The sequence below is a fragment of the Pantoea eucrina genome, assembly GCF_020079945.1.
GTDB lineage: Bacteria > Pseudomonadota > Gammaproteobacteria > Enterobacterales > Enterobacteriaceae > Pantoea > Pantoea eucrina.
On sequence record NZ_CP083448.1, the window covers coordinates 929,266 to 946,920 of the forward strand.

General features: G+C 56.3%; 18 protein-coding genes. 1 reads left to right on the plus strand and 17 read right to left on the minus strand.

The window, feature by feature from the left end:
* Positions 1-4 precede the first annotated feature (4 nt).
* The 13 genes from lipA to leuS all read right to left on the minus strand — a co-directional run bounded on the left by lipA (position 5) and on the right by leuS (position 13,497).
* Positions 5-970, minus strand: coding sequence for a lipoyl synthase (lipA, locus tag LAC65_RS04305; protein WP_039383121.1), 966 nt, complete (start codon positions 968-970; stop codon positions 5-7).
* Positions 971-1,146: 176 nt separating this feature from the next.
* Positions 1,147-1,797 (minus strand): lipoyl(octanoyl) transferase LipB, encoded by a 651-nt coding sequence (gene lipB, locus LAC65_RS04310; protein ID WP_039383123.1) that lies wholly within the window; start codon positions 1,795-1,797, stop codon positions 1,147-1,149.
* Between the two features lie 69 nt (positions 1,798-1,866).
* Entirely contained in the window at positions 1,867-2,130 is a 264-nt protein-coding gene (ybeD, locus tag LAC65_RS04315; protein ID WP_039383125.1) for a DUF493 family protein YbeD, read from the minus strand.
* A 95-nt stretch (positions 2,131-2,225) separates the two neighbouring features.
* On the minus strand, positions 2,226-3,437 hold the full coding sequence (dacA, locus tag LAC65_RS04320; protein WP_039383127.1) for a D-alanyl-D-alanine carboxypeptidase DacA: 1,212 nt from the start codon (positions 3,435-3,437) through the stop codon (positions 2,226-2,228).
* A 123-nt stretch (positions 3,438-3,560) separates the two neighbouring features.
* On the minus strand, positions 3,561-4,640 hold the full coding sequence (gene rlpA / locus LAC65_RS04325) for an endolytic peptidoglycan transglycosylase RlpA (RefSeq protein ID WP_039383129.1): 1,080 nt from the start codon (positions 4,638-4,640) through the stop codon (positions 3,561-3,563).
* A 10-nt stretch (positions 4,641-4,650) separates the two neighbouring features.
* The gene (mrdB, locus tag LAC65_RS04330; protein WP_039385756.1) at positions 4,651-5,763 is read right to left on the minus strand and encodes a peptidoglycan glycosyltransferase MrdB; all 1,113 of its coding nucleotides are present in this window, start codon (positions 5,761-5,763) and stop codon (positions 4,651-4,653) included.
* An 8-nt stretch (positions 5,764-5,771) separates the two neighbouring features.
* Positions 5,772-7,676, minus strand: a complete 1,905-nt coding sequence (gene mrdA / locus LAC65_RS04335; RefSeq protein WP_039383131.1) for a peptidoglycan DD-transpeptidase MrdA — start codon at positions 7,674-7,676, stop codon at positions 5,772-5,774.
* A gap of 32 nt (positions 7,677-7,708) precedes the next feature.
* A complete protein-coding gene (gene rlmH / locus LAC65_RS04340) occupies positions 7,709-8,179 on the minus strand; it encodes a 23S rRNA (pseudouridine(1915)-N(3))-methyltransferase RlmH (RefSeq protein ID WP_039383133.1) in 471 nt (156 codons plus the stop codon).
* A 3-nt stretch (positions 8,180-8,182) separates the two neighbouring features.
* Positions 8,183-8,500 (minus strand): ribosome silencing factor, encoded by a 318-nt coding sequence (rsfS, locus tag LAC65_RS04345; RefSeq protein ID WP_039383135.1) that lies wholly within the window; start codon positions 8,498-8,500, stop codon positions 8,183-8,185.
* 111 nt (positions 8,501-8,611) lie between these two features.
* Positions 8,612-9,280, minus strand: coding sequence for a nicotinate-nucleotide adenylyltransferase (gene nadD / locus LAC65_RS04350; RefSeq protein WP_039383137.1), 669 nt, complete (start codon positions 9,278-9,280; stop codon positions 8,612-8,614).
* Positions 9,273-10,304 carry a DNA polymerase III subunit delta gene (gene holA, locus LAC65_RS04355; RefSeq protein WP_039383140.1) on the minus strand — a complete coding sequence of 344 codons (1,032 nt, stop codon included), beginning with the start codon at positions 10,302-10,304 and terminating at the stop codon, positions 9,273-9,275. Before holA ends, nadD begins: the two co-directional genes overlap by 8 nt.
* On the minus strand, positions 10,301-10,900 hold the full coding sequence (gene lptE, locus LAC65_RS04360) for an LPS assembly lipoprotein LptE (protein ID WP_039383142.1): 600 nt from the start codon (positions 10,898-10,900) through the stop codon (positions 10,301-10,303). Before lptE ends, holA begins: the two co-directional genes overlap by 4 nt.
* 14 nt (positions 10,901-10,914) lie before the next feature.
* Entirely contained in the window at positions 10,915-13,497 is a 2,583-nt protein-coding gene (gene leuS / locus LAC65_RS04365; RefSeq protein ID WP_039383145.1) for a leucine--tRNA ligase, read from the minus strand.
* Between the two features lie 301 nt (positions 13,498-13,798).
* On the opposite strand from leuS, the gene LAC65_RS04370 reads away from it, so the two are divergent.
* Entirely contained in the window at positions 13,799-14,281 is a 483-nt protein-coding gene (locus LAC65_RS04370) for a zinc ribbon-containing protein (protein ID WP_224144840.1), read from the plus strand.
* A gap of 58 nt (positions 14,282-14,339) precedes the next feature.
* Here LAC65_RS04370 and LAC65_RS04375 read toward each other — a convergent pair whose 3' ends face one another.
* The 4 genes from LAC65_RS04375 to LAC65_RS04390 form a co-directional block, all read right to left on the minus strand.
* A complete protein-coding gene (locus LAC65_RS04375; RefSeq protein ID WP_224144841.1) occupies positions 14,340-15,065 on the minus strand; it encodes an amino acid ABC transporter ATP-binding protein in 726 nt (241 codons plus the stop codon).
* Positions 15,066-15,743: a glutamate/aspartate ABC transporter permease GltK gene (gltK, locus tag LAC65_RS04380; protein WP_039383151.1), complete on the minus strand. Its 678-nt coding sequence runs from the start codon at positions 15,741-15,743 to the stop codon at positions 15,066-15,068.
* Positions 15,743-16,483 (minus strand): amino acid ABC transporter permease, encoded by a 741-nt coding sequence (locus tag LAC65_RS04385; RefSeq protein WP_039383152.1) that lies wholly within the window; start codon positions 16,481-16,483, stop codon positions 15,743-15,745. Before LAC65_RS04385 ends, gltK begins: the two co-directional genes overlap by 1 nt.
* Before the next feature lie 160 nt (positions 16,484-16,643).
* Positions 16,644-17,537 carry a glutamate/aspartate ABC transporter substrate-binding protein gene (locus LAC65_RS04390; protein WP_039383153.1) on the minus strand — a complete coding sequence of 298 codons (894 nt, stop codon included), beginning with the start codon at positions 17,535-17,537 and terminating at the stop codon, positions 16,644-16,646.
* Positions 17,538-17,655: the final 118 nt, after the last annotated feature.

A 17,655-nucleotide genomic window follows, 5' to 3' on the forward strand; every position in this document is an offset into this window, starting at 1 on the left:
AGGATTATTTTACTTCCAGTCCTTTAGCCTGCATATCCGCATGGTAAGAAGAGCGCACAAACGGGCCGCAGGCGGCGTGAGTGAAGCCCATCGCCATCGCTTCTTCTTTCATCTCATCAAATTCCGCCGGGCTGACATAGCGCTGTACCGGCAGATGATGGCGGCTCGGCTGCAGATATTGCCCCAGCGTCAGCATGGTCACACCGTGACGGCGCAAATCGCGCATCACTTCCACGATCTCCGCGTTGGTTTCGCCCAGGCCCACCATCAGGCCCGATTTGGTCGGAATATCAGGATGCGCCTCTTTAAAGCGCTCCAGCAGCTTAAGTGACCACTCATAGTTAGCGCCGGGACGCACCTGACGGTAAACGCGCGGCACGTTTTCCAGGTTGTGGTTAAACACGTCAGGCGGCGTGGCGGTGAGGATCTCCAGCGCACGATCCATACGCCCGCGGAAATCAGGGACCAGCGTTTCAATTTTGATGCTGGGACTCTTCTCACGAATAGCCGTGATGCAGTCAGCAAAGTGCTGTGCGCCGCCGTCACGCAGATCGTCACGATCGACAGAGGTGATAACCACGTACCGCAGCGCCATATCGGCAATGGTCTGCGCCAGCTTCAGCGGCTCGTTCGCATCAGGGGCGTTAGGACGACCGTGTGCCACGTCGCAGAACGGGCAGCGGCGGGTACAGATGGCGCCAAGGATCATAAAGGTGGCGGTGCCGTGGTTAAAACACTCTGCCAGGTTAGGGCAGGACGCTTCTTCGCAAACAGAGTGCAGGCCATTTTTGCGCATCGCAGCTTTGATGCCCTGGATGCGGCTGGAGTCAGCCGGCAGCTTGATCTTCATCCACTCCGGCTTACGCAGAATTTCGTCGCGCTCGGTGACCACGGTTTTCACCGGAATCAGCGCCATTTTGTCGGCATCGCGATACTTGACGCCGCGTTCCATCTGAATTGGTTTACTCATAAATCTGCAGGTTCCGATCGGGATTGCGATTTGAAAGCTTCCTCACTCAAACTGAGAACCAGGCTTTCAACTTTTTTTGAAAAATTTGCAAAAATTATATCATCTCGCCGCTGCAGAAGCAGCCGCTATGCGGTGAGAAAGGTTACAATTTTGTAAATACGCACGCACAGACAAGGTCAGTCCACGCTTTCATCCTGCCACGCCATCTCGTCAAATCCCGTCAGACGCGCGAAGTGTGCCACCAGACGCGGACGCACATCAGCTGGCATAGCGTCAGGCCGGAACCGGCTCAGCTGCGTCATCTGCATCCCGGCATAGCCGCATGGATTGATACGCAGAAACGGAGCCAGATCCATCGCTATATTCAGCGCCAGCCCGTGGAATGAACAGCCTTTACGGATACGCAGTCCGAGTGAACAGATTTTGTCATCACCCACATAGACGCCGGGCGCATCTGCGCGCGCGCGCGCCGTCACGCCGTACTCTGCCAGGGTGGCAATGACGGTCTCTTCCAGCGCCGTAACCAGCTCGCGCACGCCCAGCCTGCGCCGCTTAATATCCACCAGCACGTACATGATCTGCTGCCCCGGGCCGTGATACGTCACCTGACCGCCGCGATCGCTCTGCACCACCGGGATATCGCCCGGCATCAGCAGATGTTCAGCTTTACCAGCCTGTCCCTGCGTAAAGACCGGCGCGTGCTCAACCAGCCAGAGCTCATCGGGCGTTTCCGCATTGCGGGTATCGGTGAAGTGATGCATGGCATCGGAGACGGGCTGCCAGTCGCGCAGGCCGAGGTTGCGTACAAGAAGCGTATTTGCAGACACAGCGGAGGTCCGGTAAAGAGGGAAAGCCTGAGTATAACGCTGGCAAAGCGGGCTTTGCCAGCGCCGGTGTTACAGTACCATGCGCACGATATCGATGTTACCCAGCTCTTCATAGAGCGTTTCAACCTGCTCAATATGGGTCGCGTTAATAGTAATGGATACAGAGTGATAGTTGCCTTTGCTGCTGGGCTTTACATCAGGTGTATAGTCGCCAGGCGCATGCCGCTGCACCACTTCAACCACTTGATCAACCAGCTCTGGCTGCGCCAGTCCCATAACTTTATAGGTAAACGGGGTAGGGAATTCGAGCAGTTCATTCAGTTTGGTTTTCATATTGGCTCCGGTGCTTAAAAAAACAGGCTCCCGCCTGGGCGAGAGCCTTGATCATATCTTATTTATGGGCGAGCTGGTGGTTTTTCAACCGTAAATCAGCCAAACCAGTGATGGAACATCAGTTTGATGTAGTCGATGATACGGCCAAAGAAACCGCCTTCCTCAACTTCATTCAGTACAACCAGCGGACGCTGTTCAACCGTTTTACCATCCAGCTGGAAGTTAATGCTGCCAACCACCTGGTTTTTCTTCAGCGGCGCGTGCAGTTCGGTGTTGTTCAGCACATAGCTCGCTTTCAGATCTTTCATCCGGCCGCGCGGGATAGTCAGATAGGCATCTTTCTCCACGCCCAGCTGAACGCGATCGGTATTACCGAACCAGACCGGTTCAGAAGCAAACTCTTTACCCGCTTTCAGGGGTGCCACGGTTTCAAAGAAGCGGAAGCCCCAGGTCAGCAGCTTTTTGCTTTCGGTCTCGCGTCCTTTAAAGGTGTGACCGCCCATTACGGCGGAGATCAGGCGCATCTGGCCTTCGGTGGCAGACGCCACCAGATTGTAGCCCGCGGCTTCAGTATGGCCGGTCTTGATGCCGTCCACCGCCAGACTGCTGTCCCACAACAGGCCGTTGCGGTTCATCTGACGAATATTGTTAAAGGTGAACTCTTTTTCACGATAGATAGCATACTCATCCGGCACGTCGCGGATCAGCGCCTGACCAATCAGCGCCATATCGCGCGCGGAGCTGTACTGGCCGTCAGCATCCAGCCCATGTACCGTCTGGAAATGGGTGTTTTTCAGACCCAGCGCCCCGACATAGTTATTCATCAGGTTAACAAACGCGTCCTGACTGCCAGCCACATAATCCGCCATTGCGACACAGGCGTCGTTACCGGACTGCAGCACGATGCCGCGTGTCAGCTGGGAGACCGGCACGCGATCGCCTGGCTTAAGGAACATCAGCGATGAGCCTCTGAATACCGGGTTGCCGGTAGCCCAGGCGTCTTTACCCACGGTAACAATGTCATCCTGATGGATTTTACCGGCTTTAACCGCCTGACCAATGACGTAGCTGGTCATCATTTTCGTCAGGCTGGCGGGATCGCGGCGCGCATCGGCGTTTTTTTCGGCCAGCACCTTACCGGAGTTATAGTCGATTAGTACATAAGCCTCAGCATCAATGTCCGGCACGCCCGGAATCATAGTTTTGAGATTGATATCATCAGCAAAGGCAACATGGCTGAGAGAGAGGGCGACCAGTGATCCCACTGTCAGGCGTTTCAGCAAACGAGAAGGTTTCAGCGTATTCATGTTAAGGACTACAACATCCGTGGGGTTAGGGTGAAAAAAGTGCCTTACTATAGCAAATGCGGGATCGGGCAGCATCCCGCATTGCCGGTCAGTTTTAGCCGTAAATGTTACTGTCCGTCACTATCAGGGACGGGCTGTGGTAATAAAGGCGTTAATCTGCGCTTCGGTACTGAGGCGCTCCTGCAGCGCTGCGGCGTCAGCCCGACGGGCAAAGCTGCCAAGCTGAACACGATAGACATTACCGCTGGTCTCAACCTTACCCGGCACGCCGAAGCGCTTACCGAGCGTGCTGGCCAGCTGCTGCGCGCGACCCGCATCGTTCAGCGCGCCAGCCTGAACAACAAAGCTGCCGCTGGCCGGTGCGCCCGCGCTGGCCGCGGCGGCGGTAGCAGCAGGTGCCGCTACCGCGGGTGCTGGCGCAGGGGCCGGCGACGGCTCGCTGCCCTCCAGCACGCCGGATGCTAACGGCTGCGGCGCGCCCAGAAAGCCGCTGCTCTGTACCGGCGCACCCAGGCTGTCGTCGCCCTGCAGCGAACGGTTATCAACCTCGCGTACGTCTGATTCTGTCGGCTGTGGCGCACTGCCGCCGTTCATCACATTGCCGCCGCTGAGATCGGGACGGGCAGGCAGCGCATAGCTCTGCTTCGCCACCCTGGTGCCAATTGTACCAGGGCCGGAGAGTGAGCCATCAGGCGCAACGTTGATAAAATCGACCCGCACACGGGTGTTATTAGAAATGTTCAGACGATCGCCGGCGGCGCGTGACAGATCGATAATGCGCCCGGGCATGTAGGGACCGCGATCGTTAACGCGCACCACAATCTGCCGGCCGTTCGCCATATTGGTAACGCGTACGTAGCTCGGCAGCGGCAGGGTAGGGTGCGCAGCGGTCAGTGCATCAGGATCGTAAGTTTCACCGATAGCGGTACGGTTGCCTTTAGCCTCATCGCCATACCAGGTTGCCAGGCCCACTTCGCTGAAGTCAGATGGATTTTTGACCACGCGCCAGGTTTTGCCATTCACGCTGTAATCCTGGCTGGTAGCCGGATTAATCGGTTCATAGCGCGGCTCAACGCCCGGGATCTCCACTACCGGACCGTTATACGCCGGCTGTGGCGGCGGCGTATTTGTTTGCGGTTCCTGTGTGGTACAGGCACTTAATACCAGTGACGCCAGTGCAACCCCAAGCCAGTCCTTACGCATGTGCAGCCTCTTAAACGCTTTTAGACAACATTTTTCGATGAGTATGGATCGACATGACAATGCCGAACCCCGCCATTAACACGATTAGCGCCGACCCGCCGTAACTGACCAGCGGCAGCGGTACGCCAACCACCGGTAAGATACCACTTACCATGCCGATATTAACGAAAACATAAACAAACAGAATCAGCATTAATCCGCCTGACATCACGCGACCAAATGTGGTTTGCGCCCGTGCGGCGATGATCAGGCCACGCATAATCAGCAGCAGATAGAGCAGCAGCAGCAGCAGCACGCCGACCAGGCCCAGCTCCTCTGCCAGCACGGCAAAGATAAAGTCGGTATGGCGCTCCGGCAGAAACTCCAGCTGTGACTGCGTGCCGTGCAGCCAGCCTTTACCGCGCAGCCCACCTGAACCGATAGCTATTTTGGACTGAATAATGTGATACCCCGCGCCGAGCGGGTCGCTTTCGGGATCGAGCAGCATCATCACGCGATCGCGCTGGTAGTCATGCATCAGGAAAAACCACAGTACCGGAATAAAGGCCGCAACCAGCAGCACCGCAACGCCAATCAGTTTCCAGCTCATACCGGACAGGAAGAGCACAAACAGGCCGGAAGCGGCGATCAGAATAGAGGTGCCGAGGTCGGGCTGTGCGGCCACCAGCAGCGTGGGCATAAAGATCAGCACCAGCGCAATGCCGGTATTTTTCAGCGTGGGCGGACAGACGTCGCGGTTAATAAAGCGCGCGACCATCAGCGGCACGGCAATTTTGGCGATCTCTGACGGCTGAAAGCGGACGAATCCAAGATCCAGCCAGCGCTGTGCGCCTTTACTGATATGACCAAAGGCGTCAACGGCTATCAGCAAAATCACGCAGACAATATAGAGATAGGGCGCCCAGCTCTCATAAACGCGCGGCGGAACCTGCGCCATGACCAGCATAATCACCGTGCCCATGGCAATCTGACCCAGCTTACGCTCCATCATGCCCGGATCCTGCCCGCTGGCGCTCCAGATCACAATGGCGCTATAGGTCAGCAGCGCAAGAATAATTAACATAAACAGCGGGTCGATATGGATACGCGTCCAGATCGTCCTTTTCTGCGGACTATCGTTCATCGACATGATTATTCACCTTCGTAGCCGGGCGGCGTCGGGGCGGCTTCAGGCAGCACCGTATTATTGTCACCCAGCATTATGTGATCGAGGATCTGGCGCATCACGGTTCCCACCGCCGGGCCGGCACCGCCGTTCTCCAGAATGATGGTCACGGCCACCCGCGGTTTGTCGTACGGCGCAAACGCGGTCATAAGTTTGTGATCGCGCAGGCGCTCAGCAATTTTATGCGCGTTGTAGGTCTCATTCTCTTTCAGACCAAATACCTGGGCGGTGCCTGATTTGGCAGCAATCTTATAGGGCGCATCAGCAAAGCTTTTGTGCGCAGTACCGTTAGGCCGGTTGGCGACGCCATACATGCCATCTTTGGCAATCTCCCAGTAGCCGGAGTGAATATCGCCAATCGGCGCATCTGGCGGCTGACGATAAGGCACCATGGCGCTGCCCTCACGCGTAGCGCGCAGCAGATGCGGAACTTTGATCACGCCGTCATTAATCAGGATCATCATCGCTTTGTTCATCTGTACCGGCGTAGCGGTCCAGTAACCCTGTCCGATGCCGACCGGAATGGTGTCACCCTGATACCAGGGCTTTTTAAAACGCTTCATTTTCCAGTCGCGCGTCGGCATGTTACCGGCGCTCTCCTGCGGCAGGTCGATACCAGTGCGATGACCATAGCCAAATTTAGTCATCCACTCTGAGAGGCGATCGATGCCCATATCGTAGGCAACCTGATAGAAGAACGTATCGGCTGACTCTTCCAGCGATTTGGTAACGTTAAGACGGCCATGGCCCCACTTTTTCCAGTCGCGATAACGCTTTTCAGAACCGGGTAGCTGCCACCAGCCAGGATCAAACAGGCTGGTATTACGGTTAATGACGCCTGCGCTCAGCGCTGATACCGCTACGTAAGGTTTTACCGTTGAGGCGGGCGGATAGGCGGCCTGCAGCGCACGGTTATAGAGCGGCCGGTTTTCATCACTGAGCAGCGCCTTATAATCTTTACTGGAGATCCCATCGACAAACAGGTTGGGGTCGTAGCTTGGCGTGGAGACCAGCGCCAGGATCTCACCGGTGCGCGGATCGCTGACGACGACCGCCGCCCGGCTGCCGGTCAGCAGCGTTTCAATGTACTGCTGCAGCCGCAGGTCAACGGTCAGCCAGATATCGCGGCCCGCCTGCGGGGATTGCTCATGCAGCTGGCGTATCACGCGTCCGCGGTTATTGACCTCGACCTCTTCATAGCCGGTTTTGCCATGCAGTACATCTTCGTAGTAGTTTTCGATCCCGAGCTTGCCAATATCATGCGTAGCGGCATAGTTAGGCCACTTGCCCTCTTCATCAAGGCGTTTTACGTCACGATCGTTGATTTTCGATACGTACCCCACAACGTGGGTCAGCGTCTGACCATAAGGGTAATAGCGGCGCTGGTAGCCTTTAACTTCCACGCCGGGAAAGCGGTATTGATTCACGGCAAAACGTGCGACCTGTACTTCATTCAGGCCGGTTTTTACCGGGATAGAGGTAAAGCGACGCGAGCGCTTGCGCTCTTTTTCAAACGCGTCGATATCGTCGTCGGTCAGATCCAGCACCGGTCGCAGCGCCTGCAGCGTCTGTTTAAGGTCGTCAACTTTTTCCGGCACCAGTTCAGCCTGGTAAATCGTGCGATTCAGCGCCAGCGGAACGCCGTTGCGATCGTAGATAATGCCGCGGCTCGGGGCGACCGGCACCAGCTTGATACGGTTTTCATTCGAGCGGGTGCTGTAATCATCAAAGCGCAGGATCTGCAGATGATACAGGTTGAAAATCAGCACGCAGGAGAGCAGCAGAATGCCGATGAACGCCACAAGGGCGCGGCGGACAAACAGTTTTTGTTCGGCAGTGTAATCGCGAAAAGCGTTGCTCTGTAGTTTCATCCGCTGCGTTTTTATCTGGAGGTTGTCGGGCGTTATTCACGATGATAAGGGTGATTCGTGGTGATACTCCAGGCGCGGTAAAGGCTCTCAGCAACCAGCACGCGTACCAGCGGATGAGGCAGCGTCAGCGCCGACAGCGACCAGCTCTGTTCAGCAGCGGCTTTACACGCCGGAGCCAGGCCTTCGGGACCACCAATCAGCAGACTGACATCGCGACCATCCAGCTTCCAGCGCTCCAGCTGCTGCGCCAGCTGCGGGGTCTCCCACGGCTGTCCGGGAATGTCGAGCGTGACAATACGATTGCCTTTGCCTGTTGCCGCCAGCATCGCTTCGCCTTCTTTGTCCAGAATGCGTTTGATATCAGCGTTTTTGCCGCGTTTCCCGGCCGGAACTTCAGTCAGCTCAAACGGCATATCTTTCGGAAAGCGCCGCAGATAATCCATAAAACCGGTCTGAACCCAGTCGGGCATTTTGGTGCCAACGGCTACAAGTTGCAGTTTCACTGCTTAGCTCCAGAGCTTTTCCAGCTCATAAAGCTGACGGCTCTCTTCCTGCATTACATGCACAATGACGTCACCGAGATCGACGACAACCCAGTCTGCCGCCGCTTTACCTTCCACGCCCAGCGGAGTCAGGCCAGCTGCGCGGGACTCCTGCATCACGTGATCGGCAATAGCGGAGACGTGGCGGGTTGAGGTGCCGGTGCAGATGATCATGTAATCGGTGATGCTGGATTTGCCCTGAACATCAATCGCAACGATATCCTGGCCTTTAAGATCATCAATCTTATCAATAACGAACTCTTGGAGTGCTTTGCCTTGCAAAAGGTTCCCCTTAAAAACAGGTAATGCGGGCTGGCTGAATGCCCGGAAATGCAGCCAAAAATTAAGCGGCGCAGTATAGCATGCTACAACCGGAGGAGATATATATCCGGGTTATTTACCCGCGCCGGCGGGCGGAGCATCCAGATAGAGGCCAGCGCGATCGATATAGTCGATCACCGCTGCCGGCAGCAGCGTGCTGCAGGATTCTCCCTGATGGCGTCGCTGGCGGATCTCAGTGGCAGAAATAGCATAAAGCGGCGTCTCCGCCAGCCAGATATGGCCCGCCGGTGCCTGATGCAGCGCCGCACGATCCTGCGTCTGATGCTGCTCCAGCCACCGCTGCATCTCAGGCGATCCCATTTCCGTCGCATAGCCCGGCCGTTTGCAAACCAGCAGATGAGAGAGCGACAGCAGCTCCTGCCAGCGATGCCATTTATGCAGCGACAGCAGCGAATCCTGACCGATGATAAAGCCCAGCGGCTGTCGTGGGCCGCGCTCCTGGCGCAGCGCTTCCAGCGTGGTCACCGTCCAGGAAGGGGTCTGACGCTGCAGTTCGCGCGTGTCGATATCAAACAGCGGCCGGTCGGCAATCGCACACTGCAGCATTGCCACCCGCTGTGCGGCACTCGCTTCCGGCTGTGGCCGGTGGGGTGGAACATTGTTGGGCATCAGCGTGACTTTTTTCAATCCGACCTGCTGCGCCAGCGCCTCTGCCGGACGCAGATGACCATAATGCACCGGATCAAACGTGCCGCCAAACAGGGCGCAGAGTTCAGACATAATGTAATCCTGACGGAAAGTGACGCTGACAGAGCAGCAGCGAGAGCGTTTCCAGCTGCGGCCAGAGGTTCTGGCCATAATCCTGCTTCATGGTGAGCTCCAGCTCAGCCAGCAGGTGTACCGCCTGATGCAGTCGTTCGGCGTCCAGTCGCTGCAGCGCCCCGGTGAAGAGCGCGCGCCGGTTTTGCCAGATGCGCTGCTGATCCATCAGCGTGCGCAGAGGCTGTTTTGCCTGATTGCGCTGCAGGTGCAGCAGCGTCAGCAGATCGCGCTGCAGGGTGCGCAGCAGGATCACCGGTTCGCTCTCCTCTTTCTGCAGCTGATGGAGGATATGCAGCGCCCGCTTGCCTTTCCCCGCCAGCAGCGCATCCACCCAGTGAAATGGCGTAAAATGGGCCGCATCATTGACTGCGGCTTCCACGCGCGGCAGCGTCAGTTTGCCGTCAGGCCAGAGCAGCGACAGCCGCTCCAGCGCCTGAGCCAGCGCCAGCAGATTGCCTTCATAGCAGTAGCACAGCAGCTGAACCGCTGCCTCATCGACGCTGAGCTGCATCGCTTTGGCCCGCGCGGCGACCCAGCGCGGCAGCTGTGCCTGTTCCGGCGTCTGACACGGCACCAGCACCGCCTGCGGACTCAGCGCTTTGTACCAGGCGCTGTTTTCCTGCGCTTTGGTCAGCTTTGTCATACGCAGCACCAGCAGGATATCGCTATGCAGCAGGGCAGAGAGGGTAACCAGCTGCTCAGCCATCGCAGCATTCGGGCCGTTTTCCGGCAGCGTCAGCGTCAGCGTCTGGCGCAGGGTGAACAGGCTCAGCGCCTGACAGCTGGCAAAAAGCGCCTGCCAGTCAGTCTGGGCATCCAGCGTGACCGAAAAGTGCTCTTCAAATCCCTGACTGCCGGCAGCAGCGCGGATAGCATCCGCACTCTCCTGGATCAGCAGGGGTTCATTACCGGCGAGAAAATAGCAGGCGCGCAGCCCCTCACGAAGCTGCGCGCGCAGTTGCTCAGGATAAATCCTGATCATTGCAGACTGGTGGCGGAAGAGGAGGGCACTTCCGGTGAATCAGAACCCGGGGCGATGATCTCCGGCTCCGGCAGCGTCTCTTTATTATTGAGCTGCGCGGCATGGACCGTCAGCAGTTTACGCACCAGCTGCTCTGCTCCACGCTGACGCATCTCCTGCAGGATCATATCCTGTTCCGCATCCTTTGCCAGTGCGGCGTTAGGGTTGTCGAAGAACGAGCGGTAGACCGTGGTGCTGATAGGGTAAATCCCTTTGCCGGGCAGCACGACCTGTGCGGTCAGCGTCATCACCAGCGAATATTCTGCCGTGGTACCGCTGATAAACACTGAAGCCGTGTCACGCGCCTGCCGCACGCCTCCCAGACGCAGCGTCGGGTAGGTTGCGCTGGCCTCTTTGCTGTCCTCAATGATGTTTACATCGTTGATGCGCAGCTGCTGACGCACGGTGCGCGCCAGCGGGCCGTAAGGATCGCCACTCTGTACAATCAGCGTTTTCATCTCCGGTGGCACCTGAGTGGTGCCGCGCGGATGAAATCCACAGCCTGCGGTGACCAGCACCGCAAACAGGACAAACAGCCTGATAACTAGTTGTCGCACAGTTCCTCCTGAACTTAACCCACGACCAGGTTAAGCAGTTTGCCAGGGACATAAATCACTTTTCGCAGGGTGACGCCGTCCAGATATTTTGCCACCAGTGGCTCCTGTGCGGCTCGCGCCTGCACCTGCTCCTGAGTGGCATCTGCTGCCACGGTGACTTTACCGCGTACTTTACCGTTAACCTGAACGACAACCAGCATTGAATCGTCGACCATTGCGGCTTCATCCGCTACCGGCCACGGCGCATTATCAATGCTGCCTTCGCCACCCAGCGCCTGCCACAGGACATAGCTGGCGTGCGGCGTGAACGGATAGAGCAGGCGCGTAACGGCGACCAGCGCTTCCTGCATCAGTGCGCGATCCTGTTCGCTCTCCTGCGGCGCGCGCAGCAGCTTGTTCATCAGCTCCATGATAGCAGCGATAGCGGTGTTAAAGGTCTGGCGACGACCAATGTCATCTGCGACTTTCGCAATGGTTTTATGCAGATCGCGACGCAGCGCTTTCTGTTCATCATTCAGTGCGCTGACATCCAGCGCAGCAGTTGCGCCTTTCGCTACGTGATCGTAAGCCAGTTTCCAGACGCGTTTCAGGAAGCGGTTAGCGCCTTCCACACCAGACTCCTGCCACTCCAGGGTCATATCTGCCGGCGATGCAAACATCATAAACAGGCGTACGGTATCGGCGCCGTAACGCTCAACCATCAGCTGTGGATCGATGCCGTTGTTTTTCGACTTCGACATTTTGCTCATGCCGGCGTAGATAACGTCGCGGCCCTGATTGTCCACTGCTTTGGTAATACGTCCTTTATCATCGCGCTCAACGGTAACATCAACCGGAGAGACCCAGTTGCGCTCGCCGTTAACGCCAACATAGTAGAACGCGTCCGCCAGCACCATGCCCTGACACAGCAGGCGTTTTGCTGGCTCATCGGAGTTAACCAGGCCCGCGTCACGCAGCAGCTTGTGATAGAAGCGGAAGTACATCAGGTGCATGATGGCGTGTTCGATACCGCCTACGTACTGGTCTACCGGCAGCCAGTAGTTGGCCGCCGCCGGATCCAGCATGCCTTCGTTGTAGTTAGCGCAGGTATAGCGCGCGTAGTACCAGGAAGATTCCATAAAGGTGTCAAAGGTATCAGTTTCGCGCAGTGCTGGCTGACCATTCACGGTAGTTTTAGCCCACTCCGGGTCCGCTTTGATCGGGCTGGTGATACCATCCATGACCACATCTTCCGGCAGGATAACCGGCAGCTGATCTTCTGGCGCAGGGACGACCGTGCCATCTTCCAGCGTGACCATCGGAATAGGTGCACCCCAGTAGCGCTGACGCGAAACGCCCCAGTCGCGCAGACGGTAGTTAACTTTGCGTACGCCAACGCCTTTTGCCGTCAGCGCGTCGGCGATTGCGTTAAAGCCCGCCTGGTGATCCAGACCGTCAAACTCACCGGAATTAAACAGCGTGCCTTTTTCGGTCATGGCACCGCTGCTCAGATCGGGTTCTGTGCCATCGAGGTTGCGGATAACAGGCTTGATGTTCAGGCCATATTTAGTCGCAAACTCCCAGTCGCGCTGGTCATGACCAGGTACCGCCATCACCGCACCGGTGCCATATTCCATCAGTACAAAGTTCGCGACCCATACCGGAATGGCTTCACCGGTCAGCGGATGGATAGCAGACAGGCCGGTCGCCATGCCTTTTTTCTCCATAGTGGCCATATCCGCTTCTGCGACTTTAGTCGTACTGCACTCGGCAATGAAATCGGCCAGCACCGGATTGCCTGCGGCAGCCTGTCGCGCCAGCGGATGACCCGCCGCCACTGCGACGTAGGTCGCGCCCATAAAGGTATCGGGACGGGTGGTGTAAACCGTGACCTTTTCGTCGCTGTGCGCAACGTCAAAGGTGATTTCAACCCCTTCTGAACGGCCGATCCAGTTGCGCTGCATAGTTTTAACCTGCTCCGGCCACTCATCCAGCTTGTCGAGGTCGTTAAGCAGTTCTTCAGCGTAGTCGGTGATTTTGATAAACCACTGCGGGATCTCTTTGCGCTCAACTTTGGTGTCGCAGCGCCAGCAGCAGCCATCGATTACCTGCTCATTAGCCAGCACGGTCTGATCGTTCGGGCACCAGTTCACCGCCGAGGTCTTTTTGTACACCAGACCTTTTTCGTAGAGTTTGGTGAAGAACCACTGTTCCCAGCGGTAGTACTCTGGCTGACAGGTCGCCAGTTCGCGGCTCCAGTCGTAGCCAAAGCCCAGCAGCTTCAGCTGGTTCTTCATGTAGTCGATGTTGTCGTAGGTCCATGGCGCCGGTGCAGTATTATTTTTTACCGCAGCGCCTTCAGCGGGCAGACCAAAAGCGTCCCAGCCAATCGGCTGCAGAACGTTTTTGCCCAGCATGCGCTGATAGCGGGCAATAACATCGCCAATGGTGTAGTTACGCACGTGGCCCATGTGCAGGCGGCCAGAAGGATAGGGCAGCATCGACAGGCAGTAATATTTCTCTTTGCCTTCCTGCTCGGTGACTTTGAAGGTTTCATTTTCGTCCCAGTGCTGCTGGACGCGGGATTCTATCTCTTCCGGGCGGTATTGCTCTTGCATGGCTGCCTGTGATCCTTAGTAAAAATCGTTTTCCCGGACCGTCTGGTGCAGCAGCAGAGCCGCTGACATCGTCGCCTGATGGCTTGACCGCCGCATCGGACAGGCCGGGTTTGTCTACTTATGATCCGCATAGCATACCCATAAGCCCCGCCCTCAACAACATTTCACCGTCCCTCTCCGCCGCTTTTCTGCGGAATGCGTTGCGGCTTCCGCGCTTTTGCAATTTCCGCGATGACCGTCAGAGCTTTTGCGATAAAGCGGCTAAACTTACAGCAGCCCTCACAGCAGAAAGGAGAATAAAATGAATAACGTGGCGCAGGCGTATCGAACCATGGTAGCAACGTTAACCCAGCGACTGGAGCACGGTGAACGCGATATCGACGCGCTGGTCGCAGAAGCGCGTCAGGATCTGCTGACCGACGAGAGTCTCTCATCTTCTGAAGTGGATGAAGTAATGCGTGCGGTGCGACGCGATCTTTACGAATTCTCCCGCAGCTATCCCGAAGCGGAGAGCGCGCTGGAAGATTCGGTCTTTTTACGTGTGATCCGTGAGAGCCTGTGGAAAGAGCTGGCGGATATCACAGATAAGAGTCAGCTGGAGTGGCGTGAGGTGTTTAAAGACCTGCATCATCACGGCGTTTATCAGAGCGGTGAGGTGGTGGGGCTGGGTAATCTGGTGTGCGAAAACTGCGGCTTTACGCGCGCTATCTATACGCCTGAAAGCCTGACGCGCTGCCCTGAGTGCAATCACGATCAGTTTCAGCGCCAGCCGTTTGAACCCTGACAGATTGCGTTAACAGCGCGCCGCTGCGTGTGTGCAGGCGGCGCGCATGGTTCAGCGGTTAGTGCAGAATTTTTGCCAGGAACTCTTTCGCGCGCCCGGACTGCGGATTATTAAAGAAGTCATCTTTGCGGGTATCTTCGACAATTTTTCCTTCACCCATAAAGATAACGCGATTAGCCACCTTACGCGCAAAGCCCATTTCGTGCGTCACCACCATCATCGTCATGCCTTCGTTTGCCAGTTCAACCATGACATCCAGCACTTCATTGATCATCTCCGGATCGAGCGCGGAGGTGGGCTCATCAAACAGCATGGCGATCGGGTCCATGCAGAGCGCACGGGCGATGGCCACACGCTGTTGCTGGCCGCCTGAAAGCTGCCCCGGAAACTTCTCCGCGTGGGCAGAGAGCCCCACGCGCTTCAGCAGGGCTTGTCCTTTATCTCGCGCCGCCGTTTTATCGCGCTTCAGTACTTTTACCTGCGCCAGCACCAGGTTATCGATAATGCTCAGATGAGGAAACAGCTCAAAGTGCTGAAACACCATGCCGACCTGACTGCGCAGTTTGGCCAGATTAGTCTTTTTATTGTTCACTTCAGTGCCGTTGACCTGAATGCTGCCCTGCTGAACCGGCTCCAGTCCGTTGACGGTTTTAATCAGCGTGGATTTGCCCGAGCCCGAGGGCCCGCAGACCACCACCACTTCTCCTTTTTTTACCTCGGTTGAGCAGTCGGTCAGCACCTGAAAGTGCCCATACCACTTAGAAACATTTTTCAGGCTAATCATTTAAACTGTCCTTTTTCTTTTCAGATAGCTAACCAGCAACGACGCGCTCAGGCTGATCGCGAAATAGACCAGACCGGCAAACAGAACCATTTCTACCTGGGTACCATCGCGCTCGCCAATGGTAGAGGCGGTGCGGAAAAAATCAGCCAGGCTCAGTACATAGACCAGTGAGGTATCCTGGAACAGCACAATGCCCTGAGTAAGCAGCAGCGGCACCATGGCGCGAAACGCCTGCGGCAGAATAATCAGCTTCATTGATTGCCACTGCGTCATGCCGAGCGCCAGTGCGGCATTTGATTGTCCGCGAGAGATGCTCTGGATACCGGCGCGAATAATCTCCGAATAATAAGCAGCCTCAAACAGCGCAAAGGCCACCATGGCAGAGATAAGACGAATATCCGTCTGCGGCGACAGGCCCAGCACCTGCTGCAGAAAACTCGGCACAACCAGATAGAACCACAGCAGTACCATCACCAAAGGGACTGAACGGAACAGGTTGACGTAGAGTTTTGCAAACCAGCGTACCGGGGCAAACGTTGAGAGGCGCATAACGGCCAGAATGGTGCCCCAGATAATGCCGAACACCACCGCGACGGCGGTAATTTTAAGCGTAATCACCATGCCATTAAGCAGGTAGGGCAGGCTGGGCGGAATAGAGCTCCAGTCAAAATCGTACATTATTTCCCTCCCAGGTTGCCGGGCAGGCGAATTTTGCGTTCTACCAGACCCATGACCAGCATAATCACCAGATTGATGCCGACATAGGCGAGCGTAATCGCGGTAAAGGACTCATAGGCGTGCGCCGAGTAGTCGAGCAGCTTGCCCGCCTGGGCAGCCAGGTCGACCAAGCCAATCGTGGAAGCGATGGCGGAGTTCTTGACCAGGTTCAGCATTTCCGAGGTCATTGGCGGCACAATGACACGGTAGGCGTTAGGCAGCAGCACATAACGATAGGTTTGTGGCAGCGTCAGCCCCATAGCCAGTCCGGCATTTTTCTGTCCGCGCGGCAGCGACTGAATCGCCGCCCGCACCTGCTCGCAGACGCGCGCTGCGGTAAAAAGTCCGAGACAGATCATGGAGGAGAGGAAGAACTGAATGTTTGGATCAAGCTCCGCCTTAAACCACATGCCGAGCTTCTCACCAACCAGTTCCGGCGCCACCAGATACCAGAAGAAAAACTGCACAATCAGCGGGATATTACGAAACAGCTCTACATAGCAGGTGCCAATCGCAGCCAGCAGGCGATTCGGTACGGTACGCAGAATGCCAAACAGCGATCCCACCAGGAAGGCGATAATCCAGGCGCAGCAGGAGACCGCGACGGTCACCTGAAATCCGGACCACAGCCAGCCAAGGTAGGTCGTATTGCCGAACGGAGCCTGCTGTAAAAAGATGCCCCAGTTCCAGTCGATACCCATAACGAGCTCCGGTAAAAAAGGGTAGCCAGGCTACCCATAAGATTGTTGAGCGGTCTCTTTTTTCCTGCCGCAGGGGAACGACCCGCAGCAGTCTGTCTGTCCGTACCGCATGTTCAGCAATCAGGAGGGCAGCCTGGCCGCCCTTGTTATCGTTGTTACGTTACAGCGCCTTGTCGTTAGGTGATTTAAACAGGGCCTGCATATCGGAGGAGAGTTCAAAATTCAGATTGAGGTTTTTTGGCGGAATAGGCTGTTTAAACCATTTATCAAACCATTTGGTCGCTTCACCGGAGGTCTGTGCCTTAGCAATGGTTTCATCCAGCAGCTGTTTGAACTGTGGATCGTCTTTACGCAGCATGCAGCCGTAAGCCTCTTTGGATTGCGCGGTACCCGTAATCTCCCAGTTATCAGGCTTTTTCGCCTTGGCGCGCTCACCGGCCAGCAGGGCATCATCCATCATAAAGGCGACGGCACGTCCGGTTTCCAGCGTGCGGAACGAATCGCCATGATCTTTAGCGCTGATAATGCGCATATCGAGCTTTTTCTCATCATTCAGCTTGCGCAGCAGAATTTCAGAGGTGGTACCGGAGGTGACCACAACCGTTTTGCCTTTCAGATCGGTGAAATCTTTAATGTCACCGCCTTTTTTCACCAGTAAACGGGTGCCGATGATGAAGATGGTGTCAGAGAAGGCCGCCTGCTGCTGACGCTCAACGTTGTTTGTCGTGGAACCACATTCAAAATCGTAGGTGCCGTTCTGCAGCAGAGGAATACGGTTCTGCGAGGTAATTGGCAGCATCTTGATCTGCAGATCGGGTTTATTCAGTCTGGTTTTGATCGCTGCCACAATGGCGCTGGAGTAGTCCTGCGAATAGCCGACGACCTTTTGCTGGTTGTCATAATAAGAAAAGGGAACGGATGACTCACGATGGCCGACGACAATAACGCCGCTGTCGTTAATCTTTTTCAGCGTGCCGGTGAAATCTTCTGCCTGAGCCGCGCCCGCTGCTGCTCCCAACAGCAGAAGTGATAAGGCCACTTTGCGCATTTGCATGTTCCAACTCCTTCGTGTGAATGTCGCGCAGAATAAAACTGCGCAGAGCGTGATGTTATGTCTGTGTGTCCTGCTGCTTTTTTAATAATCCTTTAGCGCAACTGCGCGCAGGATAGGG

Bases quoted from the DNA above. Each gene is read 5' to 3' on its own strand.
- lipA (WP_039383121.1), bottom strand. From the start codon at position 970: ATGAGTAAACCAATTCAGATGGAACGCGGCGTCAAGTATCGCGATGCC.
- ybeD (WP_039383125.1), bottom strand. From the start codon at position 2,130: ATGAAAACCAAACTGAATGAACTGCTCGAATTCCCTACCCCGTTTACC.
- dacA (WP_039383127.1), bottom strand. From the start codon at position 3,437: ATGAATACGCTGAAACCTTCTCGTTTGCTGAAACGCCTGACAGTGGGA.
- rlpA (WP_039383129.1), bottom strand. From the start codon at position 4,640: ATGCGTAAGGACTGGCTTGGGGTTGCACTGGCGTCACTGGTATTAAGT.
- mrdB (WP_039385756.1), bottom strand. From the start codon at position 5,763: ATGAACGATAGTCCGCAGAAAAGGACGATCTGGACGCGTATCCATATC.
- mrdA (WP_039383131.1), bottom strand. From the start codon at position 7,676: ATGAAACTACAGAGCAACGCTTTTCGCGATTACACTGCCGAACAAAAA.
- nadD (WP_039383137.1), bottom strand. From the start codon at position 9,280: ATGTCTGAACTCTGCGCCCTGTTTGGCGGCACGTTTGATCCGGTGCAT.
- holA (WP_039383140.1), bottom strand. From the start codon at position 10,304: ATGATCAGGATTTATCCTGAGCAACTGCGCGCGCAGCTTCGTGAGGGG.
- leuS (WP_039383145.1), bottom strand. From the start codon at position 13,497: ATGCAAGAGCAATACCGCCCGGAAGAGATAGAATCCCGCGTCCAGCAG.
- LAC65_RS04370 (WP_224144840.1), top strand. From the start codon at position 13,799: ATGAATAACGTGGCGCAGGCGTATCGAACCATGGTAGCAACGTTAACC.
- LAC65_RS04375 (WP_224144841.1), bottom strand. From the start codon at position 15,065: ATGATTAGCCTGAAAAATGTTTCTAAGTGGTATGGGCACTTTCAGGTG.
- gltK (WP_039383151.1), bottom strand. From the start codon at position 15,743: ATGTACGATTTTGACTGGAGCTCTATTCCGCCCAGCCTGCCCTACCTG.
- LAC65_RS04385 (WP_039383152.1), bottom strand. From the start codon at position 16,483: ATGGGTATCGACTGGAACTGGGGCATCTTTTTACAGCAGGCTCCGTTC.
- LAC65_RS04390 (WP_039383153.1), bottom strand. From the start codon at position 17,537: ATGCAAATGCGCAAAGTGGCCTTATCACTTCTGCTGTTGGGAGCAGCA.